At 69.7% G+C, this 19,362-nt stretch carries 16 protein-coding genes and 1 riboswitch; of the genes, 7 read left to right on the top strand and 9 right to left on the bottom strand.

The annotated features are described in order from the left end of the window. Nucleotides 1-223, bottom strand: a 223-nt coding sequence (locus QJS31_RS23780; RefSeq protein WP_306357721.1) for an adenosylhomocysteinase, incomplete at its 3' end; no start/stop codon positions are given. Between the two features lie 489 nt (nucleotides 224-712). Here QJS31_RS23780 and QJS31_RS23775 point away from each other — a divergent pair. After that, nucleotides 713-2,803 carry an NAD(+) synthase gene (locus QJS31_RS23775; RefSeq protein ID WP_306357720.1) on the top strand — a complete coding sequence of 697 codons (2,091 nt, stop codon included), beginning with the start codon at nucleotides 713-715 and terminating at the stop codon, nucleotides 2,801-2,803. Between the two features lie 187 nt (nucleotides 2,804-2,990). Here QJS31_RS23775 and QJS31_RS23770 read toward each other — a convergent pair whose 3' ends face one another. The 3 genes from QJS31_RS23770 to QJS31_RS23760 all read right to left on the bottom strand — a co-directional run bounded on the left by QJS31_RS23770 (nucleotide 2,991) and on the right by QJS31_RS23760 (nucleotide 6,910). Further along, entirely contained in the window at nucleotides 2,991-4,148 is a 1,158-nt protein-coding gene (locus QJS31_RS23770; protein ID WP_282777831.1) for an alkane 1-monooxygenase, read from the bottom strand. A gap of 343 nt (nucleotides 4,149-4,491) precedes the next feature. After that, on the bottom strand, nucleotides 4,492-5,184 hold the full coding sequence (locus tag QJS31_RS23765) for a response regulator (protein WP_306357730.1): 693 nt from the start codon (nucleotides 5,182-5,184) through the stop codon (nucleotides 4,492-4,494). 169 nt (nucleotides 5,185-5,353) lie between these two features. Beyond that, entirely contained in the window at nucleotides 5,354-6,910 is a 1,557-nt protein-coding gene (locus QJS31_RS23760; protein ID WP_306357719.1) for a sensor histidine kinase, read from the bottom strand. A gap of 120 nt (nucleotides 6,911-7,030) precedes the next feature. Here QJS31_RS23760 and QJS31_RS23755 point away from each other — a divergent pair, with 120 nt between their 5' ends. After that, a complete protein-coding gene (locus tag QJS31_RS23755) occupies nucleotides 7,031-8,407 on the top strand; it encodes a cation:dicarboxylate symporter family transporter (protein WP_282777828.1) in 1,377 nt (458 codons plus the stop codon). A 141-nt stretch (nucleotides 8,408-8,548) separates the two neighbouring features. Here the strand turns inward: QJS31_RS23755 and QJS31_RS23750 are convergent, their stop codons facing one another. The 4 genes from QJS31_RS23750 to cofD all read right to left on the bottom strand — a co-directional run bounded on the left by QJS31_RS23750 (nucleotide 8,549) and on the right by cofD (nucleotide 12,279). After that, nucleotides 8,549-9,013 (bottom strand): 6,7-dimethyl-8-ribityllumazine synthase, encoded by a 465-nt coding sequence (locus QJS31_RS23750; RefSeq protein WP_255222221.1) that lies wholly within the window; start codon nucleotides 9,011-9,013, stop codon nucleotides 8,549-8,551. 55 nt (nucleotides 9,014-9,068) lie between these two features. Beyond that, a riboswitch (FMN riboswitch) is annotated at nucleotides 9,069-9,236 on the bottom strand. Between the two features lie 184 nt (nucleotides 9,237-9,420). Next, on the bottom strand, nucleotides 9,421-9,939 hold the full coding sequence (locus QJS31_RS23745) for an NUDIX hydrolase (protein WP_282777826.1): 519 nt from the start codon (nucleotides 9,937-9,939) through the stop codon (nucleotides 9,421-9,423). 28 nt (nucleotides 9,940-9,967) lie between these two features. Next, the gene (locus tag QJS31_RS23740; RefSeq protein WP_282777824.1) at nucleotides 9,968-11,323 is read right to left on the bottom strand and encodes a coenzyme F420-0:L-glutamate ligase; all 1,356 of its coding nucleotides are present in this window, start codon (nucleotides 11,321-11,323) and stop codon (nucleotides 9,968-9,970) included. Further along, nucleotides 11,320-12,279, bottom strand: a complete 960-nt coding sequence (gene cofD / locus QJS31_RS23735; protein ID WP_306357729.1) for a 2-phospho-L-lactate transferase — start codon at nucleotides 12,277-12,279, stop codon at nucleotides 11,320-11,322. The genes QJS31_RS23740 and cofD overlap by 4 nt, the downstream gene beginning before the upstream one ends. 584 nt (nucleotides 12,280-12,863) lie before the next feature. Here cofD and QJS31_RS23730 point away from each other — a divergent pair. Further along, nucleotides 12,864-13,130 carry a WhiB family transcriptional regulator gene (locus QJS31_RS23730; RefSeq protein WP_169335033.1) on the top strand — a complete coding sequence of 89 codons (267 nt, stop codon included), beginning with the start codon at nucleotides 12,864-12,866 and terminating at the stop codon, nucleotides 13,128-13,130. A gap of 767 nt (nucleotides 13,131-13,897) precedes the next feature. Here the strand turns inward: QJS31_RS23730 and QJS31_RS23725 are convergent. Then, nucleotides 13,898-14,377 carry a metallopeptidase family protein gene (locus QJS31_RS23725; RefSeq protein ID WP_162836498.1) on the bottom strand — a complete coding sequence of 160 codons (480 nt, stop codon included), beginning with the start codon at nucleotides 14,375-14,377 and terminating at the stop codon, nucleotides 13,898-13,900. A gap of 652 nt (nucleotides 14,378-15,029) precedes the next feature. On the opposite strand from QJS31_RS23725, the gene QJS31_RS23720 reads away from it, so the two are divergent. From QJS31_RS23720 to manA, 4 genes are all read left to right on the top strand, one after another. Then, nucleotides 15,030-15,416 carry a DUF3499 domain-containing protein gene (locus tag QJS31_RS23720; RefSeq protein ID WP_029931564.1) on the top strand — a complete coding sequence of 129 codons (387 nt, stop codon included), beginning with the start codon at nucleotides 15,030-15,032 and terminating at the stop codon, nucleotides 15,414-15,416. 79 nt (nucleotides 15,417-15,495) lie between these two features. Further along, nucleotides 15,496-16,872, top strand: a complete 1,377-nt coding sequence (locus tag QJS31_RS23715) for a phosphomannomutase/phosphoglucomutase (protein WP_306357718.1) — start codon at nucleotides 15,496-15,498, stop codon at nucleotides 16,870-16,872. A gap of 70 nt (nucleotides 16,873-16,942) precedes the next feature. Then, entirely contained in the window at nucleotides 16,943-18,124 is a 1,182-nt protein-coding gene (locus QJS31_RS23710; protein WP_306357717.1) for a tobH protein, read from the top strand. Further along, nucleotides 18,124-19,350 (top strand): mannose-6-phosphate isomerase, class I, encoded by a 1,227-nt coding sequence (manA, locus tag QJS31_RS23705; protein WP_282777815.1) that lies wholly within the window; start codon nucleotides 18,124-18,126, stop codon nucleotides 19,348-19,350. The genes QJS31_RS23710 and manA overlap by 1 nt, the downstream gene beginning before the upstream one ends. Nucleotides 19,351-19,362 lie beyond the last annotated feature (12 nt).

The following is a 19,362-nucleotide window of genomic DNA, read 5'->3' as shown; positions in this document are numbered from 1 at the left end:
GCACCGCGGTCTGCACGGTCATGTGCAGCGAACCGGAGATCCGCGCACCCCGCAGCGGCTGCACGTCGGCGTACTCGCGACGCAACGCCATCAGGCCCGGCATCTCATGCTCGGCCAGGCGAATCTCCTTGCGGCCGAACTCGGCCAGTGACAGGTCCGCCACCTTGTAATCGATCCCGTTGCGGACATCGGGGGTCATCATGCTGGACACTGCGGTCGTCATCTGCCTCTCCTGGTCGGCTGCTTCCCAGGCAAGGCTAGTCCAACTCACGACGCTATCCCGGGCTGCGCCCCGGAAACCCCCTACCGGGGGTCGATGAGATCCGTCCCGGGGGCTGCCGCCCCGAACCCGGCGGAAGACGGGCGGGGTCCATGCTGCCGGACCGGAGGACAGCGGGCGCGCCGTCCCCGCGCCTATGGGCAGCGGCCGGTCCCGCTGCCGGACCGGGCGGCGCGGCACGAGTGCGGTTCGACAGATCGCGGGCCCAGCCGTGCGTCGGGAAGGTCCGACCGGCCCCACCGCTGCGGTACGGCTCACACCCGACTGACGGCGATCCGATCATCGGCCGCACAGCGGGCAGCGGCGGCGAATCTCGCCTGGCCGCCGCAGGTGCCGGCGGATCGAATCGGCCGAGGCAGGTACCGGGGGACGGAAACCTGCGGGGCGGTTGGTGGGTTTCACGGGCGGGCATGGGTAGATTTGCGGGCGAGCATGATCGATTGGCCGGGACGTAAGGGGCCGCCGGTGGCACAGCAACTGCCGTTCGATTCGCTGTATCGGCACGGGTTCGCGCGGGTGGCGGTGGCCGTACCGCGCGTGCGGGTGGCCGATCCGGCCTACAACGCCGAGCAGACGCTGGGGCTGGCGCGGCAGGCGGCCGAGCGCGGGGCGGTGCTGACCGTGTTCCCGGAACTGGGGGTGTCGAGCTATACCGCCGACGATCTGTTCCATCAGGACGCGCTCGACGACGCGGTGGGGGCGGCGCTGGCGCGCATCGTGGCCGAGAGCGCGGATATCGCCACGGTGCTGGTGGTGGGTGCGCCGGTGCGGACACAGGGGCGATTGTTCAACTGCGGCATCGTGATCCAGGGCGGGCGGGTACTGGGCGCCGCGCCCAAGAGCTATCTGCCGAACTACCGGGAGTTCTACGAGAAACGGCAGTACGCGGCGGCACGAGAATCGCTCGACGATCACATCACCATTGCCGGACAACGGGTTCCGTTCGGCGACGACCTGCTGTTCCAGGCCGCGAACGTGCCCGGCTTCGTCGCCCACCTGGAGATCTGCGAGGACGGCTGGGTGCCGTTGCCGCCCAGCGGATTCGCCGCGCTGGCGGGAGCGACGGTGCTGGTGAACCTGTCCGCCAGCAATATCGTCATCGGCAAGGCCGACTACCGCCGCGACCTGTGCACCTCGCATTCGGCGCGTTATATGGCCGCCTACCTGTATTCGGCCGCCGGACACGGGGAGTCGACCACCGATATGGCGTGGGACGGGCAGGCGCTCATCTGCGAGAACGGCAATCTGCTGGCCGAAGGCGAACGGTTCGCCGCACAGCCCCAACTGGTGACGGCCGATATCGACCTGCACCGGCTGGCCGCCGACCGGCTGCGCATGACCAGCTTCGCCGACAATGTGCACGACCACCGCGACCGGCTGCGCCGCTTCCGGCGCATCGACCTCGACCTGCCGGTTCCCGACGGCGCGGTGCCGCTGCGCCGGGAGATCCCGCGCTTCCCCTACGTCCCGGCCGATCCGGCCAGCCGCAACGAGCGCTGCGCCGAGGTGCACCACATCCAGGTCGAGGGCCTGAGCACGCGCATGGCGGCCACCGGCTCGCAGCGGGTCGTCATCGGGGTGTCGGGCGGTCTGGACTCCACCGTGGCGCTGATCGTCGCCGCCAAGACCATGGACCGGCTGGGGCTGCCGCGCTCGAATGTGCTGGCCTACACCATGCCCGGCTTCGGCACCAGCACCCGCACCCTGGAGGACGCGCGCCGGCTGATGCGCGCGGTGGGGGCGACGGCGCACGAGATCGACATCCGGCCGTCATCCACCCAGATGCTGCGGGATCTCGGACACCCGGCCGCCGAGGGTGCGCCGCAGTACGACGTCACCTACGAGAACGTGCAGGCCGGGGACCGCACCTCACATCTGTTCCGGCTGGCCAATATGCACCGGGCGCTGGTCGTCGGCACCGGCGATCTGAGCGAACTGGCCCTCGGCTGGTGCACCTTCGGCGTGGGTGATCACATGGCGCACTACAGCGTGAACGCGTCGGTGCCCAAGACACTGGTGAAATTCCTGGTGGCGTGGACCATCGACACCGATGGTCTGGGGGCGGAGGCCAGCGAGGTGCTGAAATCCATTCTGGCGACCGAGATCTCACCGGAGCTCATTCCCGGCGACAGCGACGCGCCCGCGCAGAGCTCCGAGGCCACCGTGGGACCCTACGAACTTCAGGACTTCCACCTCTACCATCTGCTGCGCTTCGGTGACCGGCCCAGCCGCATCGCCTACCTGGCGCGGCACGCGTGGGGGGATCGCACTCGAGGGCGCTGGCCCGACCTGATCCCGGCCGACCAGCGCAACGAGTACGACCTCGCCACCATCAAGCACTGGCTGGGCGAATTCCTGCACCGCTTCGTGCAGACCAGCCAGTTCAAGCGCTCCACCCTGCCGAACGCGCCCAAGGTCGGTTCGGGCGGGTCGCTCTCCCCGCGCGGGGACTGGCGGGCGCCGAGCGACGCCTCGGCCGCCGCGTGGATCGACGAACTGCACCGCAACGTGCCGGACCGCTGAGGGGGTGCGCACGCGCCGCGGAGCAGTTCGCCGAGGCGGTGCACGGCGGGAGCGGCGCTGGGCGAAGTGCCTGTCCCGGAGGGTGCTGCGCTTGCCCACCCTGCGCCCCTGGCGCAGACTGCCCAAGCGCAGCGGCCCAACGCAATAGCCGAGCGTTGCAGCCGAGCGGACCGGCCCGGCGGGCCGGTCAGGCCGCGGTTGTCACTCCGTAGCGGGTCAGTAGTCGAGTGCGTTTGCGGGGGTGGAGATTGGCCTGGCTGATGTCGCCGCCGTAGTGGGCCAGCAGGCGCGGGTCCATGACGAGTCGCCACAGCGGGGGGATGAGGGCCAGGACGATCATGGTGGCGTAGCCCGCCGGAAGTTGCGGAGCCTCGTCGGAGCTGCGCAGGGTTTGGTAGCGGCGGCCGGGATTGGCGTGGTGGTCGCTGTGCCGCTGGAGGTGGAACAGGAAGATGTTCGTGACCAGGCGGTCGGAGTTCCAGCTGTCGCGCGGCGAGCAGCGGGCCCAGTGGCCGTTGGCGCGACGGCGGCGCAGCAGACCGTAGTGCTCGACGTAGTTGACCGTCTCGAGCAGCCCGGCCCCGATCACCGCTTGCAGCAGCAGGTAGGGCAGCACCGCCCAGCCGAAGGCGAGGAGCAGCCCGCCGAACAGCACGAGCGTCATGGACCACGCCTGCAGGATGTGGTTGTGGATACTCCACCAGCCGTGTCCCTTTCGGCGCAGCCGGTCGCGTTCCAGGGTGATGGCGGACCGGAAGCCGCCGAATATGCTGCGCGGCAGGAACCCCCACAGCGATTCGCCCATGCGCGCGCTGGCCGGATCGTCGGGGGTGGCCACGCGAGCGTGGTGGCCACGGTTGTGCTCCACGAAGAAGTGGCCGTAGCCCGATTGCGCCAGCGCGATCTTGGACAGCCAGCGCTCCAGGTGTTCGACGCGATGCCCGAGTTCGTGCGCGGCATTGATGCCGATGCCGCTGACGAAGCCGAGGGTGGCCGCCAAGCCCAGTTTGTCGGTCAGCGTCAGTTCGTCACCGGCCCACATATAGCAGGCGATGATCAGGCCGATGAGTTGGATGGGCAGGAACAGGTAGGTGCACCAGCGGTAGTAGCGGTCGTTGGACAATAGCTCGTAGTCCTCGTCGCGCGGATTGGTGCCGTCCTCTCCCACGACCCAGTCCAGCACCGGAATGACGATGAGCACGATGATCGGACCGATCCACCAGAACACCTCGGAGCCGGTGTGCAACACCAGCTGCGAGGGCAGCAACGCACACCCCGGGGCAATCAACCCCAACACCCACAGGTGGCGTTTCGGATCGGGAGAACCCGAACGTTTGCCAACCATTTGCACGTTTGCCCCGCTAATTAGATACCTTTGGAACTTCGCAGGTAGATATGTACAGACCCTACCGCCGTTACGTCACACGCAGCCGAGCAAAGGTGGCAACGGTTACATGCCAGGCAGTTGGTTGCGTGAGACTTACCGATATGATGTCTATCACCGCACATCACAGGCAAACTCGTGGTGAACTCCACTACCTGCGTAACCCCCCTGAGCGAACTCGCAGCCGCACTGCGGTAATCCACCGGACGCAGCAAACCGTACGACCCTCTCATACCAAATTGTTGTGAGCGCAGCCCGGCGCAGCGGAGCTGCGAAGGCGCGAAACGACTTTCGCTCGCCGCGCTCACCGACCCCACACATAGCGGACGCGCGGCCGCCCGGTGCGACCATAGTCGGTTTGCCGCCGCACCACGCCGTCATCGGCCAGCCGCTCCAGATACCGCCAGGCGGTGACCCGCGAGACCCCGATGGCCCGCCCCGCGTCCCCGGCCGTCAACCCGGCGGCGGCATCGCGCAGCACCCGGGTGATCTCCTGCAAGGTCTGCGGCGCAAGACCTTTGGGCGTGCCCACCCTGGTATCGGTGGTGCGCAGCGCACCGAAGGCCCGGTCGATGTCCTGCTGCGACACCGCGTCGGTGGTGTCGGGCAGCGCCGCCCGGAACTCCAGGTAGCGCTCCAGCTTGTCGCGGAAGGCCGCGAAGGTGAACGGCTTCAGCAGATACAGCACCACCCCGTGCGCCACCGCCGCCCGCACCACCTCGAGATCCCGCGCGGAGGTGATGGCGATGACATCCGGCCGCCGCCGCGACCGCGCCAGCACCGCGGCCACCTCCAGGCCGCTCATATCGGGCAGCCCGATATCCATGAGCACCAGATCGATCGGCTCCTCCGCGCGGGCGGCCTTGGCCACCGCGTCCAACGCCGCGCGCCCGCTGTGCGCCACCGCCACCGGCTCGAAACCCGGCACCCGCGCCACATACGAGCGGTGCGCCGAGGCGATCGCGGGTTCGTCCTCCACCACGAGCACCCTGATCATCGCGCGCACCCCGCCATCCGCCGCCGCGGCCGCGCGCGCCGCCGCGGCACCGGCGCGCGACCCACCACCGACATCCATTCCGCCGACATCCATCGCGCCGACATCCATCCCACCGAGTTCCTTCCCGTCACCGAGTTCCACCGCGCCCGCGCGGCGACCGCGCTTCCCGTCATCGCTGAAACCTCACGACCACAGCCGATTCCGGCGTGCGCACCGCACGCAGCTCACCGCCGTGCCGCGTCACCAACCGGCGCACCAGGGCGAGCCCGAGCCCGTGATGGTCGGTCTTGGTCGAATACCCGCGTTCGGTGGCGCGGGTCAACACCTCCTCGGACATCCCCGCGCCACTGTCGGCCACCCGCACGAACAGTCCCTCCGGATCATTGCGCACGGTGACCTCCACCCACGCGTCGTCGTCGCGCCCGACGGCGTCGAGCGCGTTGTCGATGAGATTGCCCAGCAGCGTGACCATTTCGTTCGGGGTGAGCGGATCGGTGGACTCCAGCGCGGTGTCCCCGCTCACGGTGAGCTCCACCCCGAACTCGGCGGCCTGCTCGACCTTGCCCAGCAGCAGCGCCACCACCGCCGGTTCGGCCACCGCACCGGTCATGCGGTCGATGAGCGACTGGGTCAACTCCAGTTCGGCGGTGGCGAAATCGACGGCCTGGCGGGTGTGGCCGAGTTCGACCATGGTGATGACGGTGTGCAGCCGGTTGGCCGCCTCGTGCGCCTGCGCGCGCAGGGCGTCGGCGAACCCGCGCACCGAATCGAGTTCGCCCAGCACATCCCGCAGTTCGGTGTGGTCGCGCAGGGTGACCACGGTACCGATACGCCGCCCCTCGCGCTCCACCACATCCTGATTCACCACCAGCACGTGGTCCGGCGTCACGTGCATCTCGTCGCGCACCGCGTCGGAACCCAACTGCCGCAACGACTGCGGCAGATCCGTCCGACGCACCCGCCCCTCCGGCAGTCCGAGCAGCCGCCGCGCCTCGTCGTTCACCACCACCGCGTCCTCCCCCTCCGCGTCGAAGACGAGCAGCCCCTCGTGCACCGAATGCAGCACCGCTTCGTGATGCTCGTAGAGCGCGCGCAGCTCGGCCGGAGCCAGGCCGTGGGTCTGCCGCAACAGCCTGCGCCGCAACAACAGTGATCCGATGGTCGCCAACACCAGGCCCGCCGCCGCGATGCCGAGGATGCCGGGTAGCTGCTCCTCCACCTGATCGCCGATCCGGGCCCGGGTGACGCCCGCCGAGACCAGCGCCACGATGCGGCCGTCGGCATCGCGCACCGGCGTCACCGCGCGCATGGACGGCCCCAGGCTCCCGGCGTAGGTCTCGGTGAAGGTCTCCCCCGCCAGCGCCCGGTCGATGGTGCCACTGAACGGTTTTCCGATGCGCCCCGGATCGGTGTGCGTGTAGCGGGTGCGGTCGGGAGCCATCACCACGATGAAATCCATGCCGACGCTGGTGCGGATCCGTTCGGTCACCGGTTGCAGCAGTGCGGGCGGATCGGGGCTGCGCAGCGCCGCCAGGGTGGACGGGGCCTGCGCCAGCGTCACGGCCACATCGATCACCTGACGGCGGGTCGCCTCGTCGCGCTCGCGCCGCGTCTGCAAGACCCCCAGGGCCGTGCCCGCGCCGATGACCAGCGCCAACACCACCAGCTGCACCACGAACACCTGTCCGGCCAGACTGCGCCGACGGCGCTGGACTCGTCGTTTCACCCGGTGGCCCTTCCGTGAACGTAATGAACGAAACAGTGACCGGCATCACTGCCGCGGCCCATCATTCTGACCGAAAGTGTGTGAGTGCGCTCACGCAGCGAACGGCGAAGGACAACCCCGATGAGCGAAGCGACAGCGTCCGGCGAGACGACAGCGCGGCGACCCCGCCGCGACCGTACCCACTGGCTGTATTCGGCGGTCATCGTGGCGGTGCTGGCGGGCATCCTGGTGGGCTGGCTGGCCCCCGGGTTCGGCAAGTCCGTGGGTGAGCTGGGCGCTCTGTTCGTGAGCCTGATCAAGATGATGATCGCGCCGGTCATCTTCTGCACCATCGTGCTCGGCATCGGTTCGGTCCGGGCGGCCGCGCGGGTCGGCAAGGTGGGCGGCATGGCCGTCGCCTACTTCCTGCTCATGTCGACGGCCGCGCTGGCCATCGGCCTGGTGGTCGGCAACCTGCTGCAGCCGGGTACCGGCCTCGACCTGTCGGCGAACGCCGGAGCCGCCGCCAAGTACGCCGAGGACGCCCACGGCGCCGGCGGCACCTGGGACTTCATCTCCGGCATCGTGCCCACCACGCTGGTGTCGTCGCTGACCGCCGGCAGTGTGCTGCAGGCGCTGTTCGTGGCCCTGCTGGTGGGTTTCGCCATCCAGGCCATGGGTCCGACCGGTGAACCGCTGCTGCGCGGGGTGGCGCTGCTGCAGAAGCTGGTGTTCCGGATTCTCACCATGATCCTGTGGCTGGCTCCGGTCGGCGCGTTCGGCGCCATCGCGAATGTGGTGGCCCGCACCGGACTCGACGCGGTCAAGCAGTTGGCGGTGCTGATGATCGCCTTCTACCTCACCTGCGTGGTGTTCGTGTTCGGGGTGCTCGGCGTGCTGATGTGGGCCGTGGCCAAGGTGTCGATCTTCAAACTGGTGCGGTACCTGGCGCGCGAGTACCTGCTGATCGTGGCCACCTCCTCCTCGGAGTCCGCGCTGCCGCGGCTCATCGCCAAGATGGAGCACCTCGGGGTGGAGCGCACCACCGTGGGCGTGGTGGTGCCGACCGGATACTCGTTCAACCTGGACGGCACCGCCATCTACCTGACCATGGCGACCCTGTTCATCGCCGATGCCATGGGCCAGCCGCTGGCGTGGAGCGAACAGCTGGGACTGCTGCTGTTCATGATCGTGGCGTCGAAGGGCGCGGCGGGGGTGACCGGTGCGGGCTTGGCGACACTCGCGGGCGGGCTCCAGTCACACCGGCCCGACCTGCTGGACGGGGTGGGCATCATCGTCGGCATCGACCGCTTCATGTCCGAAGCCCGTGCGCTGACCAACTTCTCGGGCAATGCCGTCGCCACCGTACTGGTCGGCACCTGGACCCGGACCATCGACGCCGGGCAGGTGCGCGACGTGCTGGACCGCAAGCTGCCCTTCGACGAGACCACCATGGTGGACGACCATCCCGCACCCGCACCCGAGCCGGAAGCGAAGAAGACCCTGGTTTCGGCCTGATCTGCCCAACACTTCCCGGGCCGAAACCAGTCGCCGCCGAGACGCACCCCTGGCGAATCGGCGGCCGGCGTCCCCGCACCCCATGCCCCCGCAGCCCACAGCGGGCGCGGCAGCGGTGCGGGGACGTCCGCGTCTTCCGGATCAGGACGCCGCGGCGGGCACGCTCACCGTGGCCGCGATGGCATTCGCCAATTCCGTTCCCTTGACCGTGAAGTGGCGCGCGAAATACTCCAGGTGCTCGGCGTGCTCATGGAAGTGATGCGGGGTGAGCACGGCCGAGAACACCGGCACATCGGTCTCCAACTGCACCCGCATGAGCGCGTCCACGACGGTGGCGGCCACGAAGTCGTGCCGGTAGATGCCGCCGTCCACCACGAGCGCCACACCGGCGATTCCGGCGTACTCGCCGCTGGCGGCCAAACGCCGGACCCGCAGCGGAATTTCGAACGCGCCGGGCACCTCGATCACGTCGACCTCGGTGAAGCCGTGGTCGGCCAGTGCGATCCGAGCGGCCTCGACGGCCCGGTCGACGATGTCGGCATGCCAGCGCGCGGCGACGAGGGCGATCCGAGTGGGTGACATGAGTTTCCTCCTGTTCGCTGTCACCCAGGGCAAGGCGACGCGAACAGGCCCACCCGCGTTCGACGGGAAGGCTGATGCGCCGCGTTCTCTTCCATCCGGACTGTGACCGTCGGCTCCGGAATCACACCGGAATCTGCTCGACCCGCCCGGTCCGTGAACCGTGCGGCGCTCGCGGGCTCGTGCGCACCGGATCGGTCCGGACGCCATTTCCGCCGGTGGGGACTTCCACCCCGCCCTGAGAACGTGTACTCGCCGAACATAACACGGGTGCCGCCACCCGGAAACCGGCGTGCCCGATGGGCGGGAGCACCGCCGAAATCCCGCACCCGTGCTACACGTGCCGCAGTGCCTGGTCCGGGTGCGGCACGGGTGACGAGGGTGCCCTGCACCCCGCGGCCGGATTCGAGATTCTTCGCCATGCAGCGGCGCGGTCAGCGCAGCAGGACGTCCGCGTCGTCGGGCAGGGCGTCGACCGGCCACCAGCGCAGGTCCGTGGATTCCGCGCTGCGCACCGGCACGGCGCCCTCGGGGGCGCGGATGCGGAAGAGCAGATCCAGGTGGCGGGTGGGGACGCCGAGCGAACAGGTGATGGGGTGGGCCTGCGCGCCGTAGAGGCCGGGCTCCAGGACCAGGCCCGGGATGCCGGATTCCTCGGTGGCCTCCCGGAAGGCGGCCGCCGACACCGTATCGTCGGCCTCCTCGCAGTGGCCGCCCAGCTGAATCCAGCGGCCCACCTTCGGATGCAGGGTCAGCAACACCTCACCGCCGTCGTGGGAGAAGACCACCGCCGAGGCGGTGATGTGGCCCGGCGCGTGCTCGCGCAGGCAGCCGCGCGGGGCCGAGCCCAGGAACGCCAACATGGCCTCGCGCAGGGATGCGTCGGATGCCGTTGGCGGCGACCAGGTTTCGAGCAGTTCGACCGCCGACTTGTGCAGTGATTCCGCGCTCACGCGGGCACCCCCGGCAGTAATCGACGGCTCACAGTTCCACCAGACCGACGCCGGAATCGCGCGGTTCGCGGGGCGCCAATTCCTCCGGCGGGTAGCCGATCGCGATGGCCCCCAGGGGATTCCAATCGTCCTCCAGGCGGAGTACATCACGGGTGAGCTCCGGCGCGAAGATGGTCGAGCCGATCCAGCAGCTGCCGACGCCCCGGGTGGCGAGGGCGACCAGCAGGCCCTGGACGGCTGCGCCGACCGCCACGGTGAACATGGTGGACTCGGCCGCGCGGCGGGTGGCGTCGGGATAGTCGTGCGCGCCGTCGGGCACGCAGAACGGGATGATCACCTCGGGGGCGTCGAAGAGGATGCGGCCCCGGGCGACCCGCCGCTCCACGCGTTCGGGGCTCAGGCCGTCGGCGGTGAGGTCGGCGCGCCACTTCTCCGCCATGGCCTCCAATAGGCGCGTGCGCAGCCCGCGCTCGCGCACCCAGACGAAGCGCACCGGGCGGGTGTGGTGGGGAGCCGGTGCGGTGAGGGCGTCGGCGACGGCGGAGCGGATGATCTCCGGCGGCACCGGGGTGTCGGCGAACTGCCGCACCGAGCGGCGCAGCAGCAGCGCCTCCCGGCGGCCCTGGTCGATGGCCTCGGCGGTGCCCAGCCAGAACAGATCCTCCGCGCCGCGGCGCAGCAGATCCGCGGCGGTGGAGCCGTCATCGCCGTATTCGAATCCGCGCACCACGGCCACGGGCACACCGGCGAGTTTGCCCTTCACCAGGTCGGCGGCGGCGGCCAGTTCGTCGGCGACCGCGACCTGGGTGACGTGCAGTTCATTGCCCTGTCCGTCGACCGCCCCGTTGTAGTCGTGCAGCACCCGCAGGCCCGACGCGCCGATGGCGGTATCGGTCTGGCCGTTGCGCCAGGCGCGGCCCATGGTGTCGGTGACCACCACGGCGACCCGCACGCCGAGCCGGTCGGCCAGTGCGGTGCGCAGCGCCTTGGCGCTCGCGTCGGGATCGACCGGGAGCAGCACCAGTTCGCCCTGTTCGACATTGGAGCCGTCCACCCCGGAGGCGGCCTGCACGATGCCGAGCTTGTTCTCGGTGATGAGGGTGCGACCCTTGCGGGCCAGCACCCGCACCGCCTCCCGCGCCACCAGTTCCCGGCGCGCGGTGTCGCGCGCCTCCGGCTCGGCCGGGGCCGCCACGATGCGGCCCTCCACCTTGGCGATGATCTTGCTGGTGACCACCAGGATGTCCCCGTCCGCCAGCCAGGGCGCCCGAGCCGCGAGGGCATCGGCCAGGTCGTCGCCGGGGCGGAATTCGGGCAGGCCGTGGACGGGCAGGATGCGCAGTTCGCCGCCCACCGCGTGGTCGATCACAGGCTCCGCGCTCACGGCTTGACTCCCGCGATGTCCAGGGCCTCGCGCACCATCTCGGCGGTGGCGGCCGGATCGGTCATGAGCAGCGGCACGCTGCGCACCTCGACGCCCGGCACCGCGGCGGTGTCGGTGCTGTGCACCAGCCAACCGTCCAGAATGCCCGTGGCCGAGCGCGCGCCGTAGTGGTTGCCGACGGCTTCGGCGTCGGACGAGACGCCGATCACCGACAGACAGGCATCGGCCATGCCGCGCAACGGTTTTCCACCGATCACCGGCGCGATACCGACTACCTTGGCGGTGGTGGTGCGCAGCGCGCCGCGAATGCCGGGCACGGCCAGGATGGCTCCGATGCTCACGACGGGGTTGGAGGGGGCCAGCAGCACCGCATCCGCGGATTCTATGATTTCCGTCACACCCGGAGCTGGTTTCGCCACATCCGCCCCAATAGTCACGAATCCATGGGTCTCTACGTTGGCCCGGTAGCGAACCCACCACTCCTGGAAATGGATCGCGCGGCGTTCGCCAGCGTTGTCCGGATCATCGATTACTACGTGCGTTTCACACCTGTCGTCGGTTGCCGGGAGCAGCGTCACGCCGGGTTGCCAGCGATTGCAGAGGGCCTCGGTGACCGCCGAGAGCGGGTATCCCTGGCGCAGCATTTCACTGCGGATGAGATGGGTGGCGATATCGCGATCCCCCAACCCGAACCAATCGGGCTGAGCCTGATATCTCGCGAGCTCCTCCTTGGCGTTCCAGGTCTCGTTCGCGTGCCCCCAGCCGCGCTCCGGGTCGATGCCACCACCCAGGGTGTACATGCAGGTGTCCAGGTCAGGGCAGATACGCAGGCCGTGCATCCAGACGTCGTCGCCGACATTGACGATGGCCGTCACGTCCGCGCCGGGCAGCAGCTCACGCACGCCCTGCAGGAACCGCGCGCCGCCGACGCCACCGACCAGGACCGCGATCCGCAGGCCGGCGCCGGGCGCGCTCTCCGCTTGTTCTCCAGTCACATCCGCACAGCCTATGCGGTCGCCGCGCGAACCCGCCGCACGCCATATTTGCCGGTCATTTGCTGGTTTGAGTCGCTCCGGTTCGGGTAAAGGGGTCGTGGATGGTAACGGAATAGCTTCGGCGGCTTGACCACCGCCACGCCCGGCGTGTCTAATCACAGGCATGTCATTCCGGGTTCGCGCGAGAGAGCAAGGCGCGAACGGGTTTTCGAACAGATGTTCGCACCGGAATGGCGCTAGCTCGGGGATGTCCGCGGGACAACGTCGCGGTGTTGGGCCGTCGGTGGGAACGGCTGTCGACGGATTAATCATTCTGCGCTAACACACAGTGAGGAGGCGGAGCGATGGCCGATGAGCTGGCCCCGTCAGGCATTCCGGGCGGTGTATCGCAAACCGATTCCACAGCAGGCGCAGCACCAGACTTCTGCGCCGACAACCGAATCGGATACGAGGGGGGTGACATGACGACACGGCACCACGGGGGACAGTGGGCCCGCACGCAGATCCAACCGGAAGCGCCACGGCTCAGCCTGATCGTCACCGGAATGGACGACATGCTCGACGCCGTCGCGCGTTCGAGCCGGGAGATGGACGCCGAACAGTGGCAGGAGCGGGCGCTGTGCGCCCAAACCGACCCCGAGGCGTTCTTCCCGGAGAAGGGTGGCTCCACCCGCGAGGCCAAGCGCATCTGCTCCGGCTGCGAGGTCCGCGACGAATGCCTCGAGTACGCCCTCGCCCACGATGAGCGCTTCGGCATCTGGGGCGGGCTCTCCGAACGGGAACGCCGCCGCCTCAAGCGCGGCATCATCTGAGGTACCGCAGCGGAACCCGTTGCATCACCTGAGTTTCCACCCCGCCGCCGCGGTGGCGAGGTAGCACAGCGGGACGAGTAGGCCCCCGGTCCCGTCGCGACCACCGCGACGAGATCCGATGAGGGCGGGCCACTCCCCAGCACTCCAAGGTCCCAGCACCCCAACACGATCCGCGCGGCACCGAACCCGCCGCGGCATACGGGTGACCAATCGTCCCGAGCGGCAAACCCACTCGACTCCCCAGCCCGCACGGCACTGCGGGTGACCAACCCTCCCCAGCGGCACACCCACACGGCACCCCCGCACCGACACGACCGGGTTTGTGCCAGCGCGGAGCCGGTGAGCGGCACAGCGCGGCTTCACAACACGGCGTCGTCTCGCAGCGCGCCCCACGACACGGACCACATCGGTGGGTCGCCGCTCGCAACTGCGGCCCTGCCCAGTGCGGGCACCCGCTCGTAGCGCGTTCAGCTACCAACCTATCGCGCCGTACCGGTGCGCGACACGCACGGCACCATCCAATCGGCCACGGCGATGCGTGCGTCGGCCGGAGACCCACCGAGTCCGGACGTGCGGCGCGGAAGGTGGCCACGGCACGGGGGCCACACCGCACCGGTGACCGTCCGCGCGGCGCGAACGCCGGGCGGGCGGGACGCGTGGAGATGCCTCGTCGGCCGGTGGCATCCGGCGCGGCGAGCGCCGACGCCCCGAGGGCGGCGGGAGCCCCGGACACGTCCCGGCCGGGTCTGTGCGGTGGAAACCCCGGACTACTCCGGGGCCGGGTCGATGACGTCCGGGTCCACGCCGAGATAGGTGGCGATCTGCTGGACCAGCACCTCGCGTAGCAGATCCACCAGGTCGTCGGGGTCGCTGGCGCGCAACTCCAGGGGTTTGCGGAACAGCACCACGCGGGCGCGGGTGGCCACACCGTGGCGGTCCACGCCCGCGGGGATCAACCGGGACAGCGGCACCGGGCCGTCGGCCACCACCTCATCCGGCCAGGTGACCGAATCCGGATGCAGCGGACGGATTTTCGGGACGTCGTCGACTGCGATATCGAGCTTCGTGAGACGGTCGTGCCAGCGGCCGTCGAGGGGCGCGAACGCCTCCAGCACGAGACGGTCGAACTGCTGGCCGCGAGTGCGCCAAGCCGGAACGGTCGGCGGCAACATCGGCCCGCGCACACCCCGCCCGCGGCGGATCACCGACCGCGCGGTGGGCGGTCGCCTCTTACGTGAACGGGTCATACGATGAATCTACTGTGTTGATTGCCTCCGCTCCGCTCCGGCGGATTCGCGGCTGTGTTCGATCTGCCCTCCGCTGCGCTCCGGGCGGATTCGCGGCGCTGAAAGTCCCGGTTCTTCCCTCCCTCCGCTCCCCCGCTTCGCTCCTCCGCTCCGGTCAGTCCAGAACCGGGACGCGCCGCGAATCGGAGAGTGCACGTAGAGCCAGCCGTGGCACCGATGCGGACACAACGCAGCGCAACACCGAAAGCACACGCAACAGCAGCCGTCGCGCCGATGAGGACACAACGCAGCGCGACGCGGACAGCGGGTGCAGGGGTGTTCGTAGCGTGGATGAGGTGGTCGTCCGGCGGTCTGGACGGGGCAGTCTTCCGGGGGCGGCCGACGGTCGGGTGGCCCGGATCGCGTTGTGGGGGTGCGCGGCTCGGCGGAGTGGCGGACAGGGGTGTGCCGCTGGGGTTCGGGGTGGTCGGCGGGTTACACGCGGTGGTTGCGGGTGGTGGGGAGGCGGTGTCGATCCCACCGGGATTCGGGGTCGGATCGCTGGCAGGAAAGGCCCTGTATGCGGGGGACCCGCCGGAGTGAGACCGGCAACATTGAGCGTGTCTGTCCCCGGCGAGGCGTGAGGGGGGTTACCCTGCTTGGCGTGATTCCCATGCGTCGTTGCTGCCGTCCAGGCTGCAAGAACCCGGCCGTAGCGACGCTGACCTATGTGTACTCCGAGTCGACGGCCGTGGTCGGGCCGCTGGCCACGGTGGCCGAGCCGCACTCCTGGGACCTGTGTGAAACACATGCGTCCCGGATTACCGCCCCGAAGGGGTGGGAGATGGTGCGGCACGAGGGCGGCTTCTCGTCCAGCACACCGGATGACGACGACCTGACCGCCCTGGCCGAGGCCGTGCGCGAAGCGGGGCTACGGCGACGGTCACCGGAACCGGAACAACCCGGCTACTCCGACTACGCACCCCCGCAGCGCACCACCCGCACCGGCCGCACGGGACGCCGCGGTCACCTCCGGGTCCTGCCCGACCCACCGAACTGATCCCCCGATGCGCACTCGACCGGGCGCTGAAGTCGGGCAGGCGGACCAGCACAGGGGTTCTCCTACTAGGGTGTTGGCTATGACAGTCGCCCGGTCTGCCGATTCCGTTCATGCAGTGATCAAGGCGTACGACGTTCGCGGGGTAGTGGGCGAACAGATCGACGCGGATTTCGTCAAGGATGTCGGCGCGTCGTTCGCGCGGCTGATGCGCGAGGAGGGCGCGCGGCAGGTCGTGATCGGCCACGATATGCGTGATTCCTCCCCCGCGCTGGCCACCGCCTTCGCCGCGGGCGTACAGGCCCAGGGCCTCGACGTGGTCCACATCGGCCTGGCCTCCACCGACGAGTTGTACTTCGCCTCCGGCCATCTCGACTGCCCGGGTGCGATGTTCACCGCCTCGCACAACCCGGCCCGGTACAACGGCATCAAGCTGTGCCGCGCCAAGGCGCTGCCGGTCGGACAGGACACCGGCCTGGCCACCATCACCGACGAGGTGATCAACGGTGTGCCCGCCTACGACGGCGCGGCGGGCACCGCCTCCGAGCAGGACCTGCTCTCCGCCTACGCGGCCTACCTGCACGAACTGGTCGATCTGAGCGCGTCCCGCCCGCTGCGCATCGCCGTGGACGCGGGCAACGGCATGGGCGGTTTCACCGTGCCCGCCGTGCTGGGCACGCTGCCGCAGTTCACCATCGAACCGCTCTATTTCGAACTCGACGGCACCTTCCCCAATCACGAAGCCAATCCGCTGGATCCGAAGAATCTGGTGGATCTGCAGGAGTACGTCCGCAAGACCGGGGCCGATATCGGGCTGGCCTTCGACGGCGACGCCGACCGCTGCTTCGTGGTGGACGAGAAGGGCGAACCGGTCTCCCCGTCGGCGGTGACCGCGCTGGTGGCCGAGCGTGAGCTGGCCAAGGAACCGGGCGCGACCATCATCCACAATCTGATCACCTCCAAGGCGGTGCCGGAGCTGGTGGCCGAGCTCGGCGGTACCCCGGTGCGCACCCGCGTCGGCCACTCCTTCATCAAGCAGCAGATGGCCGCCACCGGCGCGATCTTCGGCGGCGAACATTCCGCGCACTACTACTTCCGCGACTTCTGGGGCGCGGATTCCGGCATGTTGGCGGCCCTGCACGTGCTGGCCGCGCTGGGCGAGAAGGACCGCCCGATGTCCGAGCTCGCATCCGCCTATGCAACATATGCGGCCTCCGGGGAGATCAACTCCACAGTGGCGGATGCGAAGGAGCGGACCACGGCGGTGGTCGAGGCGTTCCGCGACCGGGCCAGCTCGGTGGACCGGCTCGACGGCGTGACCGTGCAGTTGCCCGCGGGTGCGTGGTTCAACCTGCGGGCCTCCAATACCGAACCGCTGCTGCGCCTCAACGTCGAAGCCCGATCGCAGGAGGATGTAGACGCACTCGTAACCGAGATTCTGAGCATCGTGCGCGGCTGACTGGAATAGTGGAATCACAGAGCGTGGATTCGCCCGCGGGTGACCCGATGAGGGGAGGTGGCAACGCCCGATGATCGCTGGGACACCGGTTCTGGACCTCGATGACGTCGCCTCGCTGGAGGCGGCCGACTCCGGAGGGACACTGCGTTCCGCCGCGTCGGCAGGTGCGCAGGTGCGCGCCACCGCCGCGGCCATCGACGAGGACATCCTGCGTCGCCTCACCGGAATGCGGCCACGCAGCCTGGTCATGGTGTCCGGTTCGGGCCGCGCGGCCCGGGCGGCGGGCATTCTCATCGCCGCCCTCGGTGACCGCGCCAACCTCCCGGTCGTGCCCGCCACCACGATTCCGCCGTGGGTCGGCCCGCTCGACGTGGTGCTGGTGGCCGGTGACGACGCGGGCGATCCGCGGCTGGCCGAGGCGGTGGACCGGGCGCTGCGCCGCGGCGCCGAGGTGGTGGTCGCCGCTCCGGACGAGGGTCCGCTGCGCGCCGTCGCCGCGGGCCGGGCCACCGTGCTGCCCCCGCGTGTGCCCGTCCTCGACCACAATCGGATGCTGCGGTTCCTGGCGGTCGGCACCGCCGTGCTGACGGCGCTGGATCCCGGGCGCATCGCCCCGCTGGTCCCCGATCTGGGTTCGCTCGCCGATCTGCTGGACGCCGAGGCGCTGCGCGGCGGCCCGCAGAACGAGTCCTTCCACAATCCCGCCAAAACCCTCGCCACCCGGATGCGGGAGCGGCGCATCGTGCTGGCGGGTGATTCCCCCGCCGCCATCGAACTGGCCGAGCACGCCGCCGAGGTGCTGCTGGCCACCGCCGGTCAGATCGTGGCCTCGGCCGATCTGGCCGAGACCGTCGCCGCGCACGCCCGCATGGTGGAGGCCGCCGGGGTGGACGCCCCCGGCTACGACCCGTTGTTCCACGACGAGCAGCTCGACGGTCTCGCCCCCGTGGACAAGGTGCGGGTGTTCGTGGTGACCGCGGACGCCGATCAGGTGGCGGCGCGACGGCGGCTGGCCGTCTTCGGCGTGGGCCAGGGTTTGGTGGACGCCGATCTGGTCAATGTCGATGTGGAACTCATGGGCGCGGGATCGCCCGCCCCCGTCGAAGGTCAGGCCGCTCCCGCCGGACGAGGCGGAGAATTGGAACAGCTGGCGGTGTTGGCGCTGCGCTTGGAGATGGCCGCGGCGTATCTACGACTACTCGGTTCCCGTCCGGCAACGACGCCGGGACACTACGACGGGGGACACTACTAGTGCACGAACTCGTTGGTGCGCTGCGTTCCTACGCTTGGGGTTCGCGCACCGCGCTCGCTCAGTTGTGCGGCCGACCGGTCCCGTCCGCGCATCCGGAAGCCGAACTCTGGTTCGGAGCACACCCCGCCGACCCGGCGCGCGTGCGCGTCAACGGCCACGACCGTTCGCTGCTGGATCTGCTCGCCGCCGACCCACAACGCGAACTCGGCTCCGTCGCGGGCGAATTCGACGGACGGCTGCCGTTCCTGCTGAAGATACTCGCCGCCGAGGAGCCGCTGTCGCTGCAGGCGCATCCCAGTCTCGAACAGGCGCGGGCCGGATTCGCGCGGGAGAACCACACCGGCGTGCCCATCGACTCGCCCATGCGCAACTACCGCGACGAGAACCACAAGCCCGAACTCGTGGTCGCCCTGGACCGTTTCGAGGCCCTGGCCGGATTCCGCGACCCGAACGCCACCGTGCGCCTGCTCCAGGCCCTGGCGGTGCCCGAACTCTCCTCCTACGCGGACCTGCTTGCCGCCCAGCCGGATTCGGCGGGCCTGCGCACCCTGTTCACCACCTGGATCGCGCTGCCGCAGAACGCGCTGGCCACCCTGCTGCCCAAGGTGCTCGACGGCTGCGTGCACTACCTGTCCGACCGCGACGCCGGAAACAACGGCGCGCGCAAGGAATTCACCGCCGAGGTGAAGACCGCGCTGGAGCTGGCGGAGGCATATCCGGGTGATGCCGGGGTGCTGGCCGCGCTGCTGCTCAACCGCATCACCCTCGAACCCGGCGAGGGCCTGTTCCTGGCGGCCGGGAATCTGCACGCCTACCTGCGCGGCGTCGGGGTGGAGATCATGGCGAACTCCGACAATGTGCTGCGCGGCGGACTCACCCCCAAGCACGTGGACGTGCCGGAGCTGTTGCGTGTCCTCGATTTCGAACCCCTCGATCTCCCGATCGTCGCGCCGGAGACGGAGGCCGAGGGCGTGTTCCGGTATCGCACGCCCGCAGCGGAATTCACCCTGCGGCGAGTGGAACTGGCGGAGGGCGAACCACCGCTCCCGCTGCCCGCCTCCGGACCCGAGATCGCGCTGTGCACCCTGGGCGCGGTGCGCCTGACCCAGCACGGCCGCTACCTGGAGGTCCCCTGCGGCCGCGCGGCCTGGATCTCCGCCACCGACGCGCCGATCACCGCACAGGCGGTGGACGGTCCGGCGCAACTGTTCTGCGCCAGTGTGTGATCTGCTCCCCGC

The sequence above is a fragment of the Nocardia sp. CC213A genome (assembly GCF_030766805.1).
Taxonomy (GTDB): Bacteria; Actinomycetota; Actinomycetes; order Mycobacteriales; family Mycobacteriaceae; genus Nocardia; species Nocardia otitidiscaviarum.
Note: the sequence above shows the minus strand (reverse complement) of the source record. Positions and strands in the feature narration are given on the sequence as shown.